At 71.4% G+C, this 21,108-nt stretch carries 14 protein-coding genes; 8 read left to right on the top strand and 6 right to left on the bottom strand.

What is annotated here, in order from left to right; genetic code table 11:
• The first annotated feature begins 407 nt into the window (after window positions 1-407).
• The 5 genes from ACIHCX_RS02095 to ACIHCX_RS02075 all read left to right on the top strand — a co-directional run bounded on the left by ACIHCX_RS02095 (window position 408) and on the right by ACIHCX_RS02075 (window position 6,121).
• Entirely contained in the window at window positions 408-1,112 is a 705-nt protein-coding gene (locus tag ACIHCX_RS02095) for a hypothetical protein (RefSeq protein ID WP_400025707.1), read from the top strand.
• Window positions 1,113-1,316: 204 nt separating this feature from the next.
• Complete coding sequence (glnII, locus tag ACIHCX_RS02090; protein WP_400025705.1) at window positions 1,317-2,354, top strand: glutamine synthetase; 1,038 nt, start codon at window positions 1,317-1,319, stop codon at window positions 2,352-2,354.
• Window positions 2,355-2,708: 354 nt separating this feature from the next.
• On the top strand, window positions 2,709-3,326 hold the full coding sequence (locus tag ACIHCX_RS02085; RefSeq protein WP_400025704.1) for a winged helix-turn-helix domain-containing protein: 618 nt from the start codon (window positions 2,709-2,711) through the stop codon (window positions 3,324-3,326).
• Between the two features lie 59 nt (window positions 3,327-3,385).
• On the top strand, window positions 3,386-4,378 hold the full coding sequence (locus tag ACIHCX_RS02080) for an NAD-dependent epimerase/dehydratase family protein (protein WP_400025703.1): 993 nt from the start codon (window positions 3,386-3,388) through the stop codon (window positions 4,376-4,378).
• Between the two features lie 195 nt (window positions 4,379-4,573).
• Window positions 4,574-6,121, top strand: a complete 1,548-nt coding sequence (locus ACIHCX_RS02075; protein ID WP_400025701.1) for a DUF1996 domain-containing protein — start codon at window positions 4,574-4,576, stop codon at window positions 6,119-6,121.
• 126 nt (window positions 6,122-6,247) lie between these two features.
• Here the strand turns inward: ACIHCX_RS02075 and ACIHCX_RS02070 are convergent, their stop codons facing one another.
• Complete coding sequence (locus tag ACIHCX_RS02070; RefSeq protein ID WP_400025700.1) at window positions 6,248-6,652, bottom strand: hypothetical protein; 405 nt, start codon at window positions 6,650-6,652, stop codon at window positions 6,248-6,250.
• 158 nt (window positions 6,653-6,810) lie between these two features.
• On the opposite strand from ACIHCX_RS02070, the gene ACIHCX_RS02065 reads away from it, so the two are divergent.
• The 3 genes from ACIHCX_RS02065 to ACIHCX_RS02055 all read left to right on the top strand — a co-directional run bounded on the left by ACIHCX_RS02065 (window position 6,811) and on the right by ACIHCX_RS02055 (window position 10,082).
• Window positions 6,811-7,311, top strand: coding sequence for a tetratricopeptide repeat protein (locus tag ACIHCX_RS02065; protein WP_400025699.1), 501 nt, complete (start codon window positions 6,811-6,813; stop codon window positions 7,309-7,311).
• A gap of 52 nt (window positions 7,312-7,363) precedes the next feature.
• Window positions 7,364-9,286, top strand: a complete 1,923-nt coding sequence (locus ACIHCX_RS02060) for a hypothetical protein (RefSeq protein WP_400025697.1) — start codon at window positions 7,364-7,366, stop codon at window positions 9,284-9,286.
• Window positions 9,287-9,392: 106 nt separating this feature from the next.
• The gene (locus tag ACIHCX_RS02055) at window positions 9,393-10,082 is read left to right on the top strand and encodes a TetR/AcrR family transcriptional regulator (RefSeq protein ID WP_400025696.1); all 690 of its coding nucleotides are present in this window, start codon (window positions 9,393-9,395) and stop codon (window positions 10,080-10,082) included.
• A 37-nt stretch (window positions 10,083-10,119) separates the two neighbouring features.
• Here ACIHCX_RS02055 and pulA read toward each other — a convergent pair whose 3' ends face one another.
• The 5 genes from pulA to ACIHCX_RS02030 all read right to left on the bottom strand — a co-directional run bounded on the left by pulA (window position 10,120) and on the right by ACIHCX_RS02030 (window position 21,099).
• Window positions 10,120-15,534: a pullulanase-type alpha-1,6-glucosidase gene (pulA, locus tag ACIHCX_RS02050; protein WP_400025694.1), complete on the bottom strand. Its 5,415-nt coding sequence runs from the start codon at window positions 15,532-15,534 to the stop codon at window positions 10,120-10,122.
• A 203-nt stretch (window positions 15,535-15,737) separates the two neighbouring features.
• On the bottom strand, window positions 15,738-17,114 hold the full coding sequence (locus ACIHCX_RS02045; protein WP_400025693.1) for an alpha-amylase family protein: 1,377 nt from the start codon (window positions 17,112-17,114) through the stop codon (window positions 15,738-15,740).
• A gap of 147 nt (window positions 17,115-17,261) precedes the next feature.
• The gene (locus tag ACIHCX_RS02040; RefSeq protein WP_400026589.1) at window positions 17,262-18,950 is read right to left on the bottom strand and encodes a glycoside hydrolase family 13 protein; all 1,689 of its coding nucleotides are present in this window, start codon (window positions 18,948-18,950) and stop codon (window positions 17,262-17,264) included.
• A gap of 219 nt (window positions 18,951-19,169) precedes the next feature.
• A complete protein-coding gene (locus ACIHCX_RS02035) occupies window positions 19,170-20,075 on the bottom strand; it encodes a sugar ABC transporter permease (RefSeq protein ID WP_400025692.1) in 906 nt (301 codons plus the stop codon).
• A 19-nt stretch (window positions 20,076-20,094) separates the two neighbouring features.
• Window positions 20,095-21,099: a carbohydrate ABC transporter permease gene (locus tag ACIHCX_RS02030; protein ID WP_400025691.1), complete on the bottom strand. Its 1,005-nt coding sequence runs from the start codon at window positions 21,097-21,099 to the stop codon at window positions 20,095-20,097.
• Window positions 21,100-21,108 lie beyond the last annotated feature (9 nt).

Raw genomic sequence — 21,108 nt, 5'->3', positions numbered from 1 at the left:
ACACCGTGTGGTGGCACCCATGGATTTCGCCCCGGTAGCAAGCCCGGGGATCCATGATGCGGGCAGGGGCGTGCTTGAGGGCTCAGTTCTGCCCGATCGAGCAAGCAGGATGGCTCACCGCTCATCGCGTCTACCAAGACCCGCGTGAGGACTGGCGAGGGCAGGCTGAGCCGGCGGTCCGTCTCAGGCGAGCGAGGCCAGGGCGGGGAGCGTCTCGGGGGCATGGAGGTTGTCCAGGGCCGGTGCAGCAAGCGGGGCGGCCGCCTCGCGCAGGGCCTGGGGTTGCTCAGCCGCGCCAACTCCCTCGTGACGCAGGTCACTCCGCCTGGTGCCGCAACCGGTGAGTAACCTCGTTCGGCATCTCGTACCTAGCGGCGTACGCTCCCCCACCTCTTCAGGAGGCGCGCATGTCGCGTAGGCGCACTGTCAGTACGAGGAAGAAGGTCGCGCTGCTGGTCACGGCCGCGGCGGTGGCGGGCGGCGGGGCCTTCGCCCTGGCCGCCACGTCCAACGCCGCGCAGCCGGAGGCCCCGCGGACGCTGTCCGCCGCGGACTCGACGGTCTGCCAGGGGCTGGCCACCGCCCTCGGCAACAACCAGAAGTTCATCGACGGCCAGCGGGCCGACCCGGACGCGCTGTCCGAGGCGCGGATCGCCAACCGGCAGGCGGTCATCGAGGAGATCGAACGCAAGCAGGCCGCGTCCGGGTGCACGGTGGGGGGGTCGGCTCAGGACTCCCCCGCCGGGCAGCAGGCGCAGAACGGGCAGCAGGCCGAGCAGCAGGACGGTCAGGGGCCCGGTCAGGAGGACGGGCAGGGGGCCGGTCAGCAGGACGGGAACGCCGGTGGCGGCGTCGCCGCGTCCGGCCAGCAGGTCTGCCAGGGCTCCACCGTGACGCTCTCCGGCGAGGGCGGCGCACCGGCCGCGTCCAGCAACCAGTTCCCGGCGGGCACCACGCTGAAGGTCACCAACCTGGACAACGACAAGTCCACCACGGTGAAGGTCACGTCCGTCTCCGGCAGTTGCGTGCTGCTCAACGACGCGGCCTTCGAGGAGGTCAGGGAGCCGGGCAAGTTCCTGATCCGGCGCGCGCTGGTCGAGAAGGTGGGATGACGCCCGCAGCACAGGAACCGCAGGACAGGGGAATCGCGCCGCGTGAACCGTGCCACATCGGGTCCGGGTAACACGGGGTTCACAGTTGGGCAATGGCCGGGAAACCGCTCGTTGACACGCTGCTGAACAGCCGCCGCGGCGCACCGTGCCGCGGCGCCGCGGCGCGTGTGAGCGCGGTGCGAGTGAGACCCCGGAGGATGGCCCGTGACCTTCAAGGCTGAGTACATCTGGATCGACGGCACCGAGCCGACGGCCAAGCTGCGTTCCAAGACGAAGATCCTCGGCGACGACGCCAAGGGCGCCGATCTGCCGCTCTGGGGCTTCGACGGGTCCTCCACCAACCAGGCCGAGGGCCGCTCCTCCGACTGCGTCCTGCGGCCGGTGTTCACCTGCCCGGACCCGATCCGCGGCGGTGACGACATCCTCGTGCTGTGCGAGGTCCTCGACACCACGCTCGCCCCGCTCCGGTCCAACACGCGGGCCGCGCTGGCCGAGGCCGCGGAGCGGTTCGCCGCGCAGGAGCCGATCTTCGGCATCGAGCAGGAGTACACCTTCTTCGACGGCTCCCGCCCGCTCGGCTTCCCCGAGGGCGGCTTCCCCGCCCCGCAGGGCGGCTACTACTGCGGGGTCGGCGCCGACGAGATCTTCGGCCGGGAGATCGTCGAGGCCCACCTGGACAACTGCCTGACGGCGGGGCTCGGCATCTCCGGCATCAACGCCGAGGTCATGCCGGGCCAGTGGGAGTTCCAGGTCGGCCCGCTGTCCCCGCTCCAGGCCGCCGACCAGCTGTGGGTGGCCCGCTGGCTGCTCTACCGCACCGCCGAGGGCCACGGCATCTCCGCCACCCTCGACCCCAAGCCGGTCAAGGGCGACTGGAACGGCGCCGGTGCCCACACCAACTTCTCCACCAGGGCGATGCGCGAGGGCCCCGAGGGCTACGCCGCGATCATCACCGCGTGCGAGGCGCTCGGCGAGGGCTCCCGGCCGATGGACCACGTCAAGAACTACGGGGCCGGGATCGACGACCGCCTCACCGGCCTGCACGAGACCGCCCCGTGGGACGCGTACTCCTACGGTGTAGGCGACCGCGGCGCCTCGGTCCGCATTCCCTGGCAGGTCGAGCGGGACGGCAAGGGCTACATCGAGGACCGCCGGCCGAACGCCAACGTCGACCCGTACGTCGTCACGCGCCTGCTGATCGACACCTGCTGCACCGCCCTGGAGAAGGCCGGACAGGTCTGATCCGCACGGGTGGCGCCGGTGCCGGGCCGCCGCCGGGCGCCGGCCCCCGCCGGAAAGGTGTCCGCGCAGTGAGAAGAGGGTCCGGTCCGGACCCGGGTTCTGCTTCAATGGGGACGTGGTCGGCTTCCGGAAGTACGTCGCGACGAGTCGCGACGACCTCGAGCCGTTCTGGCCCTCCCGTCAGCATCACGACTTCGACCTGCTCTGTTGCCGCGCGCCGAGCGCGCGGGCCCGGTGAAGCCTTAACCCCGGCCTCCGGCCAGCGCGGAACGACGTACGTCCCGACGCGCCCGACCACGAACTCGCGGCCGTCGGGCCCCCGGCGAACCTCTCCCGCGAAAGAGCTGACCTGCCATGGCGACCACCCGTTCTCTGACCGACGCCGCCCTCCCCCACCTCACCTCCTCCCGTTCTTCCCCCTCCCCCGCCCCCGCGTCCGCCCGGCACCGGCTGCGGGCCGTGGACCGGGACGAGGTCGTCGAGATCGCCGATCTCCTGCCGGCCGGCGCCACCTGGCTGCCGGCTCCGCAGCACGCCCTGCCCAGGCTGCCGGGCCGGCCGCCGATGGTCGGCTACCTGGTGCTCGTACCCGCCGACCAGCAGCCGCCGTTCCTCCCGGCGGCGGTGCCGGACCGGCCGGCGGCCGGCGCGGACGGCGTCGCCGCGCCCGGTGCCGGCGACCCGCTCGTCCGCATCGACACCGCACGGCGGGTCGCGGAGGTGGACGGCCGCGAACTCGACCTCACCTACCTGGAGTTCGAGTTGCTGGCCCATCTCGTGGCCCATCCGCACCGGGTGCACACCCGCGACCAGCTGGTCACCACGGTCTGGGGCTACGGCCATGTGGGCGACGGCCGCACCGTCGACGTCCACATCGCCCGGGTGCGCCGCAAGCTGGGCACCGAGCACCGCAGGGCGATCCAGACCGTACGCCGCGTAGGCTACAAGTACGCTCCGCCGACCGGACGTTGATCTCTGCCGAGGGCAGAATCCGGTTCCCTGCCACGGCCCTGACGGGCACAGTCACCGGTATGAGACTTCTGGTGCTGGGTGGTACGGAGTTCGCGGGGCGGGCCGTCGCCGAGGCGGCGGCCGGGCGCGGCTGGGATGTGACGGTCCTGAACCGGGGGCGGCTCGCGCCCGTCCCCGGGACGCGGTCGCTGCGCGGCGACCGCACCGCGCCCGACGGGCTCGCGGCCCTGGCGGACGGCGCGTGGGACGCGGTCGTCGACACCTGGTCGGCCGCTCCCCGCGCCGTCCGGGACGCGGCGCGGCTGCTGCGGGACCGCGTCGGCCGGTACGTGTACGTGTCGACCTGTTCGGTGTACGCCTGGGCCCCGCCCGTCGGCTTCACCGAGGCGGCGCCGCTGGTCGAGGGCGCCGACCCCGCTGCCGAGCGGACGGATTACCCGCAGGACAAGCTCGGCGCCGAGCTGGGCGCGGTGGAGGCCTTCGGGGCGGACCGCTCGGTCCTCGTACGGGCCGGGCTGATCCTGGGACCTTACGAGAACATCGGGCGGCTGCCGTGGTGGCTGAACCGGATCGCGCGGGGCGGCCCCGTACTGGCGCCCGGTCCGCGGGACCTGCCCCTCCAGTACATCGACGTCCGCGACCTCGCCGCGTGGATCCTCGGCTCGGTGGAGCGGGAGCTGAGCGGGCCGTACAACATGATCAGCCCACGGGGGCACACGACGATGGGTGAGCTGCTGGAGGCCTGCGTGCGGGTCACCGGCGCCGACACCGAACTGCGCTGGACCGATCCGGAGACGATTCTCGCCGCGGGCGTCGAACCCTGGACGGAGCTGCCGGTGTGGATGCCGCCGGGCAGCGAAGGCCACCGCGCGCTGCACGGCGCCGACGTCGGCCGGGCCCTCGCGACCGGTCTGCGCTGCCGCCCCGTGGACGAGACGGTCGCGGACACCTGGGCCTGGCTCCAGAGCCTGGGCGGTACGGCTCCCCAGCGGCCGGACCGGCCTCCGGTGGGCCTGGATCCGCTCGTCGAGGCGAAGGTGCTCGGGCTGTAGGCGGGTTCGGACCCTCGACCGACGGTGCCGCAACTACCGGTGGAAACACGCACGTTGTGGCCCGAGCGACCCACGGATCGGGCATGAATTCGTGGGTCGGCTGAACACACCCGGGACCATGTCCGTATCCATGGGAGCCGCTTCACTCCTGTCGGGCGCCTCGATGCTGCCCCGCAAGGAAGTCAGAGGAGTTCCATGGGACGCAACACACGCAAACGCCGAATGCCGCTGGCCGCCAAGGCCATAGCCGGAGCGGCGGCCCTAGCGCTCGGTGGGGGCGGGCTCGTCTGGGCGAACTACTACGCATCCGCGCACGAGTCGAAGAACGACGCGTGGGGAGGCAACCGGACGAAGGCCGTCAACGCGCAGGTCGCGACGATCTCGTGCCCGGACGTCGGCCAGAAGCTCACCGCCGTGCCGGAGCAGGCCCGTGGGGAGGTCGACGGCGAACTCGCCACGCTCGACCAGCAGATCACGGAGGCGTACCAGCGGCTGGCCACCACACGCGACGCGCAGGCCGGGGACGCGAGCTTCGTCCAGAACTCCATCCTGGGTCCGCTGAAGGACCGGCGGAAGGTGATCCTCGACCGGATCAGGCTGGAGATCGACCGGGCCGGCGGCAAGACCCCCGGCAACCTGGACGACCTCGCGCCCTGCACCGGCACCCCCGCCGAGCAGGACCAGACGGACGCGGGCGACGGCGAGGCCGGTCAGGACACCGGGCAGAACGACGGCCAGGAGACCGGGCAGCCGGGCGACAACGGCGGCCAGCCGGACGGCGACGGGCAGAACGGCGACGGGCAGCAGGGCACCGGCGGTCAGGCCGGAAACGGCCCGGTCGCGGCGGACTTCGTGGACATCACCACGGTCCAGCCCAACGTCCCGGCCAAGCCGCGCAAGAACCGCAACGCGTCGACCGGCACCTTCACCACGCGCTGCGGTGTGAACGCCAACGGCAACCACAACACCGACAACGTGATCGTGGCGCCCGGTGTGGCCAACGGCGCCCACCACCTGCACGACTACGTCGGCAACCAGAAGATCGACGCGTTCGCGAGCAACGACACGTTCCTCCAGGGCGGCAGCAGCTGCCAGAACAAGGACGACCTGTCGTCGTACTACTGGCCGGTGGTCCGGGTCCAGGACGGCACGCAGGACTTCGACCAGGACGCGGACGGCGGTGGCAAGGAGGGCAACGTCGGCCGGATCCTCAAGCCCCTCCAGGCGCAGATCAAGTACGTCGGCAGCCCGACCGGCAAGGTCGTCGCGATGCCGCAGTTCCTGCGCATCATCACCGGTGACGCCAAGACCACGACCAACGGTCTGGCCAACGCCAACGCGCACTGGAGCTGCACCGGCTTCGAGAACAAGGTCCAGCTGACGGAGCAGTACCCGATCTGCCCCGAGGGCAGCAGGATGGTCCGCACGTTCGCCTTCCAGAACTGCTGGGACGGGCAGAACACCGACAGCGCCAACCACCGTACGCACGTGGCCTTCGCCGACGAGCGCGGCACCTGCCCGAGCGGCTTCAAGACCATCCCGCAGCTGACGATGCGCCTGGTCTACGACGTGCCGCGGCCGACCGTCGACAACGGTGTGGTCACCAACGCCTACGCGGTCGACGGGTTCCCCGAGCAGCTGCACAAGGCACACACCGACCACGACGACTTCATCAGCATCACGACCGGCGGCCTGGCGAACAAGATCGCCAACTGCGTCAACGCGGGCCGCAGCTGCCAGTGAGGCACGGAGCCGGTGACCCGTCGGTGATCCGTTGAGGAAGGCCGGCGGCGGGAGATCCCGCCGCCGGCCTTCGCCGTGTGCCCATGGGCCCGTGGGCGCGTGTGCCCGGGAAACGGGGCCGGCGGTTCAGCCGCCGTGGGCGCTGTGGTCGGTGCCGGTCTCCACGTCACCGCCGAGAGTGGCGCGCAGCGCGGTGACCACGCCGCTGTCGCCGACGGCGACCCACTTGCGGCCGACGAGGTAGGAGCCGCCGTAGTCCTTGGCGTCGTTGATCCACTCCCGCTGGCCGCGGTCGGTGGCGAAGGTGGCCAGGATGAACTTGCCGGTGGCGTTGGTGCAGATCGCCTGCCGGATGGTGTCGGCGTCGGTCTGCATGTCCGGCTCGCACCTCACCTCGGCGGCCAGGCTCTCCAGACTGCCGGTCGCCGTCGGCGGCACCTTCGCCGCCGCTCCGTCGCCGGAGCCGCACCCCGTCAGCGCCAGTGCCGCCGCGGCACCGGCCACCGCGAGCATCGGTCGGGTCACCCTCATCTGTTCCTCCGGTCGCTTCCGGCACTCCGTTCCCGGCGGCACGCTCCGCACGCGTCCCGCACCGGACCCCGGCAGGGGGCCGTCCTTCGATACGGCTCCGGCGCGCACCGCGCTCAATCCAGTGGACGTCGCCCGCACCTGCGTGCGAGCGTGCTCCGGTGAACCAGGACTGGGAAGACCGCGTGGCCGCCGCATGGGCCCGTTTCGACGCATACTCCGAGGACGAGGCGGCCGCGTTCCGGGCCCGGATCGACGCGCTCGTCACCGAACTTCCGGACGGCAGCCCGCTCGGCCCGTTCGAGCAGGCCTGCGCCTGGGACTCCACCGGCCGCTCGGACCGGGCCGTGCCGCTGTACGAGGAGGCGCTGGCGCGCGGGCTGAGCGGCTACCGGGGCCGCCGGGCCCGCATCCAGCTGGCCAGTTCGCTGCGGAACACCGGCCGGGCGGAGGAGGGCGTCAAGCTGCTCACGCCCGAACTGGAGGCGCCCTCCGACGAGTTGGACGACGCCGTCCGGGCGGCCCTGGCCCTGTGCCTGTCCAGCCTCGGCCGTGACCGGGAGGGCCTGTCCCTGGTCCTCGGTGCCCTCGCGCCCCATCTGCCCCGCTACCAGCGCTCGATGGCGAACTACGCCCGGCTGCTGGTCGAGCCGGAGGACTGAGACCGCCGGGGCGGCCGGGTGACCTAGGACCGGCTCGCTCGTTTGCCTGGACGTGCAGTCACAGGATGTCGCCCCGCGCCACAAGTCCTCCTCCGGGCCGGTCGTCGATGCCGAACGGGCCGAGGCCGCGCTCGTCGAGCACTATCCGCGACTGGTCCGGCTCGCCTACCTGGTGCTGCCGCCCGGACTCGGGCGCGGCCGCCGCGCGCTGACCGCGCACGCGCTGGCGCAGCGGGCGCTGCCGCGGGGCCGGTCCTCGGCGTCCGTGATCCCGGCCCAGTCGGCCGGCCGCGAGTCCGACCCGGGCTACGCCTTCGTCCGCCTCCAGGTGATCCGCACGGCGCTGCGAGCGGACCGCCCGCTCCGGCGCAGGAGCAGGTCCAGGCGCGTCCAACTGCCGCCGCTGCTGCCCCTGGTGTGGGGCCTGCGCCTGTTCCCGCGTTCGGGCGGCGCCGAGGAACTCGCCCTGGACCAGAAGCTGGCGACCCTGGCCGGGCCGGCCCGTGCCGCCTACGTGCTGCGCGGCCTGGAGCGGCTCCCGGACACCGCGGTGCGGGAGGTGCTGACGGCCGCGGGCGTGGCCGACCCGGCCGCCGCGCTGCGCCAGGCCGACCGCCTGCCCGCCCAGTACGCGCTCCTCGACTCCCCCGAGTTCGACCCCTGCTCCCTGCAGGCCCGGCCCACCGATCTGAAGCGGCGCAGGCAGCACACCAGGGCCGCACTCGCCGCGGCCCTGGCCCTCGTCGTGTGCGGCGCGCTGGTCGCCCTGCCGGGCGGCGGCTGGGGTCCCGACGGCGCCGCCGCGCCCGCCTACGCGCAGAACCCTTCCGCCGAGGCCGCACTGGACCCGGGCAGGCTGACCAGGATCGCCCCCACCGCGTGGCGGACCTCCGCGCGCCTCGACCTGTCCGTGTGGCCGGCCCGCGGCGACCTGGCCAAGGACACGGCCCTGCTGCGCCGCGCCCTCGCGGTCTGGGCCCGCCCCGGCGAGTCCGTACAGGTCTCGGCCACCCCCGGCACCGCCTCGGGCGGCCCCGCGGGACCACCGCAACTGCTCTACGCAGGCGACGTCGACAACACGCACGTGGTGCTCTTCTACGACGGCCTGCGCATCGCCCGCTACGCCGAGCCGAAGGACTCCGCGGCCCGGGCCGCCCTCGACTTCGCCCGGGTCGACGGCGCCGCCGGCGCGGAGGCGAGCGCGGTGGTGCTGGGCCGCTCCGACGGCAACGTCCGCTATCTGACGGCGCCCTGGGTGACGGCGGCGGCCGAACGGGACCTGCTCAAGCCGGACGCGGAGACGATGGACCTCGGCATCAAGAACGGAGTCACCGGGCCGCTGGCCAGCCCGGTCCAGCAGACCGGCGCCTGCACCTCGTGGAACGTGCTCCAGCTGATCGGCGAACCGGGCACGCAGGTCCTGGCCGACCTCGGCGAGCTGCTCCCCGCCCGTCTCACCACGGGCCGCCCGGACGCCCCGCAAGGGGTGTCCGGTGCCGCGGGGCTGCGCGCCTGGGCGCCGCTGGCCTGCTCACTGGCCTCCGTGCGCGCGGAGGGCGTCCGGTCGGTCAACGCCTGGGCGTACGCCGAGCAGCCGCTGCCCGACGCGACCGGCACGGCCGCGTGGGTGTGCACCCGGGCCGAGACCTGGCGCGGCGACGGGTCCCGGACGCTGGCCCAGTTCCACGCCCCCGGCGAGAAGTACGCGGCGGTCGCGGCCAAGGCCGACAACGTGCCCGCCTGCGGCGCCCGCGATCCGCACGTGCTGGCCGGGGTGCTGTGGAAGTCGGAGGCGGGCACCTGGTACCTGCTCGCGGCCGGCAGCCGGGACACCGCCTCGATCAGCGCCACGGGCGGGGTCAGCGCCTCCGCCCAGGGCCACCTGCTCGCCGTACGGACCCGGCAGGGCGCCCAGGCCGACCTGAAGGGAACGCTGGACGACGGCCGGTCCGCCGACGTGCTGCGCCAGAAGTGACCGGCCGGCGCGGGAGGGTGTGAGCGCCGGGGGCGAACACCGCGGTCGGTCCGCTCCGGTTCGCTCCGGCCCGTTCGGGGCCGGGGCCGCTCGGTAAGGTGTTCGCATGACTACCGGGGTTCGCCGCAGGATGGGAGTCGAGGAACGACGGCAGCAGTTGATCGGCGTCGCCCTCGAACTGTTCAGCCGCCGCTCGCCCGACGAGGTCTCCATCGACGAGATAGCGTCGGCCGCGGGCATCTCGCGCCCGCTGGTCTACCACTACTTCCCGGGCAAACTCAGCCTGTACGAGGCCGCGTTGCAACGCGCCTCGGAGGATCTGGCGAGCCGGTTCACGGAGCCGCACGAGGGCCCGCTGGGGGTGCGGCTGCTGCGGGTGATGCGCCGGTTCTTCGACTTCGTGGACGAGCACGGGCCCGGCTTCTCGGCCCTGATGCGGGGCGGACCGGCTGTCGGCTCGTCGAAGACGAACGCGCTCATCGACTCCGTGCGGCAGGCCGCGTACGAGCAGATCCTCTCGCATCTCGGGATCGGGGAGCCGCCCGCGCGACTGGAACTGGTCGTCCGCTCGTGGATCTCGCTCGCCGAGTCGACGGCGCTGATCTGGCTGGACGGCCGGCGCATCCCGCGCGCCGAGCTGGAGCTCCAACTGGTGCACGACTTCGGCGCGCTCGTCGCGGTCAGCGCCGCCCACGACGAGGAGATGGGCGTACTCATGCGCCGCGTCTTCGCGGACGAGCCGGCCGAGGGCCCCTTCATGGACCTGGTCGGCCGGCTCGTCCGACTTGCCTCCTAGCGCCGCTTCCCAGCCGCGCGCGCTAGGCGTCGAACCGCTAGTTCCTGAACACCGCGACCGTACGCGCCGGGACCGTGAACGTCCCGGTCGCCCTCTCGTACGACGAGGTCTTCACCACCGGATCGGCGCCCGCCGTCTGCACCGGGTGCAGCCGGTAGGCGGTCCCCGCGAGTTCCGCGACGCGCTGCCGCTGCCGTTCGGGCGTGGCGTTGAACACCACGACCAGGTCACCGAGCCTCATGGTGATCACGCCGGGTGTCTCGTCGCCGCCCGACAGCGGGAAGGACAGCTTCTGCTGCACCTGCGCGGCCGTGGCCAGGGAGAAGGCCCCCTCCGTGGTGCGGATGCGCAGCAGGTCCCGGTACGCGGCCGAGGCGCCCTGGATCTGCGGGCAGCCCACCGTGACGGAGGCGAGCAGCGGCTTGGCGTAGGGCCACTTGTCCTGGTTGTCGGCCGCCATGGGCAGCCCGCGCCCGAAGCCGTTGCCGTCGGCGCAGTTCCAATGGGCGGCGTTGAACCAGTCGCCGCTGTCGTAGGAGTTGCGGTCGAGGGACTTCGAGCGCAGCAGGTCGGTGCCGGCCTGGGACAGTGCGGGACCCTGCGACAGCGTGGCCGTCGCCATGGCCAGTACCTGCATGCGGGCCCGGTCGTCCGCCGAGGTGTCCTTCGGCAGCTTGTAGGCCAGGGCGTCGAACAGCGACTCGTTGTCGTGCGCGTCGACGTAGGCGAGGGCGTCGCCGGGGGCGTCCGCGTACCCGGCGGGCGCGCCGTTGTAGTCGACCTCGGCGCCGTTGACCTGCTTGCCGCCGGTGTCGGTGAAGCGGTACGCGGCGAGGTTGCCGCTCAATCCGACCTTGATCAGGTCCTGGTAGTGCAGCAGGCGGGCCTTCTGCTCGGCCGGGGTGCCGTTGCTCGCCGAGGAGTTGGGGTCGGTGTAGAGGCCGGAGGCGAAGCCCTGGACGCCGGGGTCGTCGTCGAAGGGGCCGCCGCCGCGTACCGCGTCACGGGCCCGGTCGGAGAAGGTGGCGATGCCCGTGCCGCCCATGTTCTTCTGCGTGGCCTGCACGAACCTCGCGTCGTCGGCGATCTCGCCGAAGTTCCAGCCCTCCCCGTACAGGATGATGTTCCTGCCGTCCACGCCGTCCTTCTTGAGCGTGAGCGCGTCGAGCGCCTTGCGCACGGCGAGGATGTTGGCCTTCGGGTGGTGGCCCATGAGGTCGAAGCGGAAGCCGTCGACCTTGTACTCCTTGGCCCAGGTGACGACCGAGTCGACGACGAGCTTGCCCATCATGGCGTTCTCGGGCGCGGTGTTCGCGCAGCAGGTGCTGTCGGCCACCGAGCCGTCGGCGAGGAGCCGCTGGTAGTAGCCGGGGACCACCTTGTCGAGGACGGAGGTGTCCGCCTGGCCGCTCGCCGCCGTGTGGTTGTAGACGACGTCCATGACGACCCGCAGCCCGTCCTGGTTGAGCGCCTTGACCATCTGCCGGAACTGGACGGTACGGGCCGTGCCGTCCGGGTCGGTGGCGTAGGAGCCCTCGGGGACCGTGTAGTGGTAGGGGTCGTAGCCCCAGTTGTAGGCGTCCTGGGAGGCGGTCCGCGCCACGCAGGCCTGCTGCTGGTCGGAGTCGGCCGGGTAGGAGGCCAGGTCGCAGTCCGGGGTCGCCTGGTCGGCCTTCCTCTCCGGGATGGTGGCGATGTCGAAGGCGGGCAGCAGGTGCACGTACGACGTGCCGGCCTTCGCCAGCTCCCGCAGGTGCCGGGAGCCGTCGCTGTTCTGGTCGGTGAAGGCCAGGTAGGTGCCCCGGTCCCGGTCCCGGACCGTCCGGTCCGCGACGGAGAAGTCCCGGATGTGCAGTTCCTGTATCCGGGCGTCCCGCAGCGGTACGGCCTTGGGCTTGGCCAGGCCCGACCAGCCGCTCGGGGCCAGTGCCTTGTCGTCCAGGTCGACGACGAGGCTGCGCTCGGAGTTCGCGGTGAGGGCGACCGAGTAGGGGTCGGTGACCTTGTTGGTGACGACCTTGCGGACGGTGGGCGCCCAGACCTTCACCACGTACCGGTAGGGCTTGTTCTTCCAGGACGCGGGCCCGGTGACGGACCAGACGCCGGTGCGGTCGTCGCGCTTCATGGCGACCGTGGAGCCGTCGAGTTCCAGTGCCACGTGCTGCGCGGTCGGCGCCCACACGGCCAGCGTGGGACGGCCGTTGTGGAAGGTCGGCCCGAGGTCGGCGCCGGTCGCGTCGTACAGGTCGTCCAGGACGCCGGCGATCTGGACGCCTGTGGCCGCAAGCACGGCGCCGTTCGCGGCCCGCTGCGAGGCCACGATCTGTCCGCCGAGGGCCTGGCGCACCCGGTCGCGGTCGCGCGGGTCGACGGACCAGGCGGTGTAGTCGCTCAGATGCGGGAACTTCGCCTTCTGCGCGTCGGTCAGCGTGGTCCTGGACAGCCGCAGCCAGCGCTCGTCGTCGCTGGTCAGCGTCCCGTCCTGGACGGTGATCGAGCCGTCGTGGGAGGAGACCAGTTGGGTGGAGGCGGCGCCTTCCGCGCCGTTGAAGGCCACCGTGTCCCGGTCGATCCAGACCGCCTTGGAGGTGGTGAGGTCGAGGGCGCCCGCGCCGCCGACGGGCTGCGGCAGCAGGGGCTTGTCCTGGCCGCTCATCAGCCAGACCTCGTGGCCGTTGGCCGCCGTGAGGTCCAGGGACTGGTCGGTGGGGAGGTCCTTGTCGTCGCCCTTGTGGACGATGTAGTTGAGGCTGGTGGCACCGTCGGTGAGCGGTACCTCGAAGACCGCGCCATAGGAGTCAGTCTTGACCGGCCGGAGCGGTTTCGACCAGTCGGTGGGGTCGGCGGCGCCGGTCCACACGTGCAGGCCCCAGCCGTCGTAGTCGCCGTCCGGGCGGTGGTAGTGGAGGACCGCCCTGGTCGTGTCCTGCGCGGGGTAGTCGGCCGTGGGCCGCTCGGTCCGTACGGCCTCCTCTCCCTGCTCGACCCAGACCTCGCCCGTTCGGGTGACGTCGATGGACCGGTCGGCGGAGACGTCCTTGGTCCCGTCCTTGTCGATGACGAGGAAGCCGACGTCGGAGGCGCCCGGCTTCAGCCTGACGTAGGCGAAGGCGCCGTAGGCGTCGCGGCCGGTGAAGGGGTGGCTGTCCGGCCAGGTGGTCGACTCGCCGTCGGCGAGGTCGCCCCACGCGTACAGGCCCCAGTTCGCGTAGTCGCCGTCGGCACGCTTGTAGTGGACGATCGCGTAGTCGCGGGAGGCGGCGGTGGGGGCCTCGGGGGCGGGCGGGGTGCCGGTGGTGGAGGTGGCGGTCGCGCTCGCCGTGCGGCCGGCGGAGTCGACGACGACCGCCTTGTAGCGCAGGGCGGTGCCGGCCGGGACGGTCGCGGCCAGGTTCTGGGTGACCTTGTAGGGGGCGTGGTCGGCGGTGCCGAGCACCTGCCAGGGGCCGTTGCCGACCTGGGCGGCGAACACGACCCGGTCGAGCTGCCCGCCGGCGACGTCGGCGTCCAGCTCGACGGTGCCGGTGGCGCCGGCGGCGGGTGCGGTGAGGGTGACGTCCGGCTTGGTGGCGGGCCGGTCGAGGGGGCCGGCCGCCTTGAGGACGACGGCGGATCCGGCGGGGACGGTGACGGTGACCTTGCGGTCGGCGTCGGAGGTGACGGCGGCCCTGGTGCCGTGGATGCCGCGGTACGTCATCTTCGCCGAGCCGGTGGCGAAGGTCGCCGTCCTCGCCTGGTCGGCGTTGTTGAAGGCGACGACGTACTCGGCCCCGCTCCTGGCGTCCGTGCGGGTGACGGCGTAGACGCCGGCGCCGTCCGCCGCGTACCGCTCGGTCTGGACGCCGTCCGTCAGCGCCGGGTTGTCCTTGCGGAGCTTGGCCAGATCGGCGATCTGCCGGTAGAGCGGCGCGGCGGTGTCGTAGGCGTCGCTCGCGTGGGTGCGGTCGGTGCCGATCCGCTCGTCGGCGAGGTAGTCGGCGACCTGGGAGGCGAACATGGTCTGGCGGGCGTCCTTGTCGCCGCCGGAGCCGGTGAAGCCCTGCTCGTCGCCGTAGTAGACGACGGGGTTGCCGCGGCTGAGGAACATCACCTCGTTGGCGAACCTGTCCTTGGCGAGCAGTTCGGCGTCGGTCGCCTCGGGGTTGTCCTGCTTGAGGAAGTACCCGATGCGGCCCATGTCGTGGTTGCCGAGGAAGGTGACCTGCTCGTAGGCGTTGGCCTTGTCGGTCGTGTACTTGTAGTCGTCGCCGAGGACGCCCGCGAGCCGCTTCGCGCTGCCGCCCTGGGAGGCGTAGGCGCGGACCGCGTCCTGGAAGGGGAAGTCGAGCGTGGCGTCGAGGCGGCCCTCGGTGACGTAGGGAGCGTTGTCCGAGGTGTCGGAGGAGTAGACCTCGCCGAACATGAAGAAGTTCTTACGGCCGTGCTGCGCGGCGTACGTGTCGAGCGCGGTCGCCCACTGGGTCCAGAACTCCATGTTGACGTGCTTGACGGTGTCGATGCGGAAGCCGTCGACGTCGAAGTCCCGCACCCAGCGCTGGTAGATCTTCTCCATGCCGCTGACCACCTCGGGACGCTCGGTCCACAGGTCGTCGAGGCCGGCGAAGTCGCCGTAGGTGGAGTTCTCGCCGGTGTAGGTGGAGTCACCGCGGTTGTGGTACATCGTCGGGTCGTTGAGCCACGACGGGACCTTGAGGTTCTTCTCGGCGGCCGGGACGACCGGGGTACGCGGGAAGGAGGAGGTGTCGACGGCGGGGAACTTCGTGCCGCCGGCGGCGTGGTCGGCGTCGTCGAACGGGCGCCCGTCCTTCGTCAGATACGGGAAGGCGCCCTTGGAGAGGTACTCGTGGGAGCCGCCCGCGTAGTCGATGACGTCGGCGGTGTGGTTGGTGATGACGTCGAAGAAGACCTTCATGCCCTTGGCGTGTGCCTTGGAGATGAGGGTTTCGAGGTCCTTGTTGGTGCCGAAGTGCGGGTCGACCTGGGTGAAGTCGGTGATCCAGTAACCGTGGTAGCCGGCGGAGGCGTCCTTGCCCGTTCCCTGCACGGGCTGGTTCTTGAAGATCGGCGCCAGCCAGATGGCCGTGGTGCCCAGGCCCTTGACGTAGTCGAGCCGGTTCGTCAGGCCCTTGAGGTCGCCGCCCTGGTAGAAGCCCTTGTCGGTGGGGTCGTATCCGGTGACGAGCCGTGAACCGGTCAGTCCGCCCCGGTCGTTGGCGGTGTCCCCGTTGGCGAAACGGTCCGGCAGGACGAAGTAGAACTGCTCGCGGGTGCTGTCGTGCCGGGCGGGCTCGGCTGCGAGCCTCGCGTCCGAGGGCGGCGCGGGCGGCTTTTCGGCGGCCCGCGCCGTCAACGGCGGGAGGAGGGCTGCGGCAATCGCGGCCGCGGTGACGGCGGCGACGCGTCTGCCTGACGGGGTGCGGCGCCGCGAGGGCGCCGGCCATCTCGGTATCACGGGATGAACTCCTTGGCGGTACGGCTCACTTGAATGCGGCCCCTCGCTCCGGCTGCGACGCCGCCGCCGGGCGTGGGCGCGACCGTATCGCCTGCGCAAGGCTTACAGCAAGACCCCTGAAACTCACAGCAACTCTTTTCAACCCGGAGGTCGAGCCGGTATCTCGTCCGGCTCGACCGGCCGCAGGAGCGGGCGCGGGGTCGTCAGCAGCTCGACTTGCCCGCGTAGAGGGCGAGGGCGGTGTTCGGGGCGACGGATGCCTGGAACCAGCCGTTGCCGTCCACCGTGACGGTCCTGTTGCCCTGCACGTCGCAGTAGGTGCCCGCGGGCAGCGAGGTCTGGTAGGAACGGTCGGCCGTCGTGTTCTCGTGGTTGACGACCACGTACCCCTTGCTGCCGCGGCCGAAGGTGATGAGGTTGTTGCCGTTGTCCCACCAGTCGGTGACCGGCTGGCCGCGGGTGGCGTTGCGGAAGGCGACCATGGACGCGATCTCCGGCCAGGCGTGCTGGCACTTCCAGCCGCCCTGCCAGCAGGCGTCGACCCAGCCGCCGCCCGGCGGACCGGCGTCCGGGTCGGACCACTCGTAGCCCGAGTTGATGTCGGGGGCGCCGTAGGGCCAGGCGAGCATGAAGACGTTGGCCAGGGTGTAGTCGGCGCCGTCCTTGTAGTTCAGCGTCGCTCCGTTGCGCTCGGTGTCGTGGTTGTCGACGAAGACGCCGGCCACCGAGCTGCTCAGGTAGCCCCAGCCCTCTCCGTAGTTCTGGAGGTAGGCGAGCTTCTCGCTCTTGAAGACCCGCTTGAGGTCGTCGGCGTAGCGGAACTCCTGGACGTCGCCGTTGCGGGTGTACTCGGTCGGCTGGATCGGCTCGCCCGCGCCGTAGATGAACTCCTGCTTCCAGTAGGCGGACGGGTTCGTCAGGCGGGACTTGATGTTCGCGAGGTCGTCGGCCGGGATGTGCTTGGCCGCGTCGACGCGGAAGCCGTCGGCGCCCAGGGAGAGCAGGTCGTTCAGGTAGCCGGCGATGGTCTGGCGGACGTACTCCGACCCGGTCTTCAGGTCGGCGAGGCCCACCAGTTCGCAGTTCTGGACGTTCCAGCGGTCCTGGTAGTTCGTGATCTCGGCCCGGCAGTCGTTGAAGTCGTTGTCCGAGTACAGGCCCGGGTAGTCGTACTTCGTGTACGGAGAGCCGCCGGTGCCGGTGCCGCTGCCCGCCGACATGTGGTTGATGACCGTGTCGACGACGACCTTCACACCGGCCGCGTGGCAGGTGTTGACCATGTTCTGGAAGGCGGCACGGTCACCGAGCCGCCCGGCGATCCTGTAGCTCACCGGCTGGTACGACGTCCACCACTGCGAGCCCTGGATGTGCTCGGCGGGCGGGGAGACCTGGACGTAGCCGTAGCCGGCCGGGCCGAGGGTGTTCGCGCACTCCTTGGCCACCGAGGCGAAGTTCCACTCGAAGAGGACCGCGGTGACGTCCTTGGTGCCGGGTGGGGAGGCAGCGGCGGGCGTCGTGAGGGCGAGCGAGGCGCCCGCGGCGAGGGCGGCCGCGGATGCAAGGGCTCTGCGAAGGGTCATGTGGGGGTTCCTTCGTCGTTGAAGGCTCTTGCTGAAAGGTTCAGCAAGTCGATGACCCCGGATGGTAGAAGGCCCGCTGCCTCAACGGGCAGCGGGCCGCGGGGAGTTGATGTGAAACTGTGACCTGTCCCCGTCAGGTAGCCGAGGTCAGGCCGTGGTCCACCACACCGTCGTGTCGGACGGGATCTTCGCCTCGCCGTCCGCCTCCGTCACCTCGCCGCTCGTGAGCAGCACACGGCCGTACGCCGGGGTGGTCACCGACTCGCCGGTCGTGTTCGCCACGCAGACGAACTCTCCGCGCCGGAAGGCGAGGACGCCCTCGGGCGCGCGCAGCCACTCCACCACCTCGCCGGCGCCCAGGTCGGGGTGGGTGCGGCGGGCGGCGAGGGCCGCGCGGTACAGCTCCAGGGTGGAGCCCGGCACGCCTTCCTGGGCCTGCACGCTCAGCCGGCCCCAGTGCGCGGGCTGCGGGAGCCAGCTGCCCCCGCCGCCGAACCCGTAGGAGGAGCCCTCGCGGGTCCACGGGATCGGCACCCGGCATCCGTCGCGGAACCCGTCCTGGCCCTCGCCCCGGAAGTACGCCGGGTCCTGGCGCACCTCGTCCGGCAGGTCCACGACGTCCGGCAGACCCAGTTCCTCGCCCTGGTAGACGTACGCCGAGCCGGGCAGCGCCAGCATCAGCAGCGTGGCCGCGCGGGCCCGGCGCAGACCCAGCTCGCGGTCGCCGGCGCTGCGGATCTGGGTGCCGAGGCCGGGCGGGTTGGCGAAGCGGGTGGCGTGCCGGGTGACGTCGTGGTTGGACAGCACCCAGGTGGCCGGGGCGCCGACCGGGCGCATGGACTCGAGGGTGCGGTCGATGACCTCGCGGAGCAGGTCGGCGTCCCAGTCGGTGCCCAGGTACTGGAAGTTGAACGCCTGGTGCAGTTCGTCGGGGCGCACGTAGTTCGCGGTGCGCTCGACGGTCGGGGTCCACGCCTCGGCGACGAAAATCCGGTCGCCGGAGTACTCGTCGAGGATGTGCCGCCACTGGCGGTAGATCGCGTGCACGCCGTCCTGGTCGAAGAACGGCATGACATCGTTGCCCAGCAGCTTCAGCTGGTCGTGGGAGCCGAGGTCGGGCAGGCCCTCGGCCTTGACCAGGCCGTGGGCCACGTCGATGCGGAAGCCGTCGACGCCCATGTCGAGCCAGAACCGCAGGATCGAGCGGAACTCGTCGCCGACGGCCGGGTGGTCCCAGTTGAAGTCGGGCTGCTCGGGCGCGAACAGGTGCAGGTACCACTCGCCCGGGGTGCCGTCCGGCTCGGTGACCCTGGTCCAGGCGGGGCCGCCGAAGATGGACTCCCAGTCGTTGGGCGGGAGTTCGCCGTCGGCGCCCTTGCCGGGGCGGAAGTGGTAGCGGTCGCGCAGCGGGGAGCCGGGGCCCTCCGCGAGCGCGCGCTTGAACCATTCGTGCTGGTCGGAGGAGTGGTTGGGCACGATGTCGACGATGACCCGCAGGCCCAGCGCGTGGGCGTCGCGGATCAGCGCGTCGGCGTCCAGCAGGTTGCCGAACATGGGGTCGACGGCACGGTAGTCGGCGACGTCGTAGCCGGCGTCGGCCTGCGGGGAGGCGTAGAACGGGCTGAGCCAGACGGCGTCCACACCGAGGTCGCGCAGGTACGGCAGGCGGGAGCGTACGCCCTCCAGGTCGCCCATGCCGTCGCCGTTGCTGTCGGCGAAGCTGCGCGGATAGACCTGGTAGATCACCGCGTCCCGCCACCAGTCGCGGCGCCGGGCGACGGTGGTGGCAGCCGCTTCGGAGAGGGGGGATTCGGCCGGGAAGTGCTGCTTGCTCATGGCGTCCTTGGTGCGTCGGGGGTGCCCCGGCTCGGGCGAGGGCGAGAGCTCGGGGCGCTTGCTTGTCATGGGTGCGGGCGACGGCGTCCGGGTGAAGAGGCGGCCGCGGTGCCGGCGGGGCCGGGGGTTCCCCCTGCTCGAAGAGCCGGGGGAAGTGCACCGCGGCCGCCACCCGCGCAGGTCAGGCGCGCGGGAGCCGTTGTCCGGCGCGTGTGGGGGTCAGCCCTTGGTGCCGCCCGCGGTGAGGCCCGTGACGAGGTTTTTCTGGACAAGGTAGAAGAAGACCGACACGGGAATCGCGATCAACACCGCGGTTGCGGCCATGTAGTTCCACTGGGCGTCGTGCTCGCTGACGAAGCTCTGCAGGCCGACCGCGAAGGTGTACTTGGAGTCGTCCAGCATGAAGGTGGTGGCGAACGCGACCTCGCCGACGGCGGTGATGAAGTTGTAGAAGGCCGCGACGGCCAGTCCCGGGCGGGCCAGGGGCAGGATGAGCCGCACGAAGGTGCCGAAGGGGCTGAGCCCGTCCACGCGTCCCGCTTCGTCGATCTCGAAGGGGATGGTGTCGAAGTACCCCTTGAGCAGCCAGGCGCTGTAGGGGACGGCCGTGGTGCAGTTGATGACGATCAGGGCCCAGTAGGTGTCGATGAGACCGAGCTGGCCGAAGATCTCGTACATCGGCACGATCAGGATGGCGATCGGGAAGGCCTGGGTGAGCAGCAGCACCCACATCAGCTGCTTGTAGCCGGGGAAGCGCATGCGCGAGACCGCGTAGCCGGTGGTGGCGGCGACGAAGACACCGACCAGGGTGGTGCCGAGGGCCACGATCATCGTCGACTTGAGCCAGTCGAAGAAGGCGGTGTGCTGCAGCACGAAGCTGTAGTTGGAGAAGGTGAGCTTGCCGAAGATCTTGCCGGGGTGCAGGTAGTCGTCCTTGTCCGGGCCGAGGGACAGGAAGAACAGCCAGGCCACCGGGGCCAGCGCGATGAGGCTCGCCAGGACGAGGCCGCCGTGCAGGAGGGCGCTGCCGAGCGGGCCACGCTCGCCCCGCCGGCGGGTCCGGCGCGGGGGCGGCGGGGCGGACGCCGGTCCGGCCGGTGTCTTTTCGAGGGTCGTGGTGCTCATGGCGGCGGCTCCTGCGGCGTCAGACGGCGAGCTGGTCATTGCGCTTCAGCCAGCGGAAGTAGAAGGAGGTGAAGACGGTGAGGATCGACAGCAGCAGTACGCCGTACGCGGCGGACTGGGCGAACTCGCGCGGCTGCTGTCCGAAGCCCAGGCGGTAGGCCCAGGTGACGAGGATCTGGGCGTCGGGCGCGCTGGTGGTGCCGAAGAGCAGGAAGATGATGACGAACTGGTTGAAGGTCCAGATGATGCCGAGCAGCACCACGGTGGAGCTGACCGAGCGCAGACCGGGCAGCGTGACGTACCGGAACCGCTGCCAGGCGCTCGCGCCGTCCATCTCCGCGGCCTCGTAGAGCGAGGAGTCGATGGACTGCAGGCCGCCGAGGAGCGAGAGCATCATGAACGGCACACCGCACCAGGTGTTGACCATGATCGCGGCGAACCGCTGCCAGAAGGTGTCCTCCAGCCACTGCGGCTGGGGCAGGTGCAGACTGCCGAGCACCTGGTTGAGCACACCGGAGTCGGCGAGCATGATCCGCCAGGAGAAGACCGTGACGAAGGTCGGCACGGCCCAGGGCAGGACCAGCAGCAGCCGGTAGATGGTGCGGCCGCGCAGCTTCTGGTTGAGCATCATCGCGAGGCCGAGGCCGATGCTGTAGTGCAGGAACACGCAGGCGGCCGTCCAGAAGACGGTCCACAGGAAGTGCGACCAGAACCGGTCGTACGCGGTCGGGCCGAAGAGGATGTCCTGGTAGTTGTCCAGCCCGATGAACCGGTAGGTGGCCTCGATGTGGTTGACGCCGATGGTGCGCGCCGAGTTGAGGCTGTTGGCGTCGGTGAGGGTCAGGTAGAAGCCCCGCACCAGGGGGTAGCCCACGATGCCGCCGAGCACGACGACCACCGGCGTGATCATCGCGTAGGCGTACCAGTACTTCTGGAAGCTGTTCTTCAGGCGCTGCCCCAGCCCGGGCCGAGGCGCGCGGTCACCGCGGCGTTTGCCGGTCGCGCGGTCGATGGCGACTGTCATGGTTCGACA

It is taken from the genome of Streptomyces sp. NPDC052043, from assembly GCF_044548235.1.
Taxonomy (GTDB): Bacteria; Actinomycetota; Actinomycetes; order Streptomycetales; family Streptomycetaceae; genus Streptomyces.
The sequence above is the reverse complement of the archived record's forward strand: the minus strand, read 5'-3'. Positions and strand labels throughout refer to the sequence as shown.

Excerpts from the sequence above, each read along its gene's own strand:
- ACIHCX_RS02080 (WP_400025703.1), top strand. The coding sequence starts at position 3,386 with ATGAGACTTCTGGTGCTGGGTGGTACGGAGTTCGCGGGGCGGGCCGTC.
- ACIHCX_RS02045 (WP_400025693.1), bottom strand. The coding sequence starts at position 17,114 with ATGACCCTTCGCAGAGCCCTTGCATCCGCGGCCGCCCTCGCCGCGGGC.
- ACIHCX_RS02070 (WP_400025700.1), bottom strand. The coding sequence starts at position 6,652 with ATGAGGGTGACCCGACCGATGCTCGCGGTGGCCGGTGCCGCGGCGGCA.
- ACIHCX_RS02075 (WP_400025701.1), top strand. The coding sequence starts at position 4,574 with ATGGGACGCAACACACGCAAACGCCGAATGCCGCTGGCCGCCAAGGCC.
- ACIHCX_RS02085 (WP_400025704.1), top strand. The coding sequence starts at position 2,709 with ATGGCGACCACCCGTTCTCTGACCGACGCCGCCCTCCCCCACCTCACC.
- ACIHCX_RS02040 (WP_400026589.1), bottom strand. The coding sequence starts at position 18,950 with ATGAGCAAGCAGCACTTCCCGGCCGAATCCCCCCTCTCCGAAGCGGCT.
- ACIHCX_RS02055 (WP_400025696.1), top strand. The coding sequence starts at position 9,393 with ATGACTACCGGGGTTCGCCGCAGGATGGGAGTCGAGGAACGACGGCAG.
- ACIHCX_RS02030 (WP_400025691.1), bottom strand. The coding sequence starts at position 21,099 with ATGACAGTCGCCATCGACCGCGCGACCGGCAAACGCCGCGGTGACCGC.
- ACIHCX_RS02095 (WP_400025707.1), top strand. The coding sequence starts at position 408 with ATGTCGCGTAGGCGCACTGTCAGTACGAGGAAGAAGGTCGCGCTGCTG.
- ACIHCX_RS02035 (WP_400025692.1), bottom strand. The coding sequence starts at position 20,075 with ATGAGCACCACGACCCTCGAAAAGACACCGGCCGGACCGGCGTCCGCC.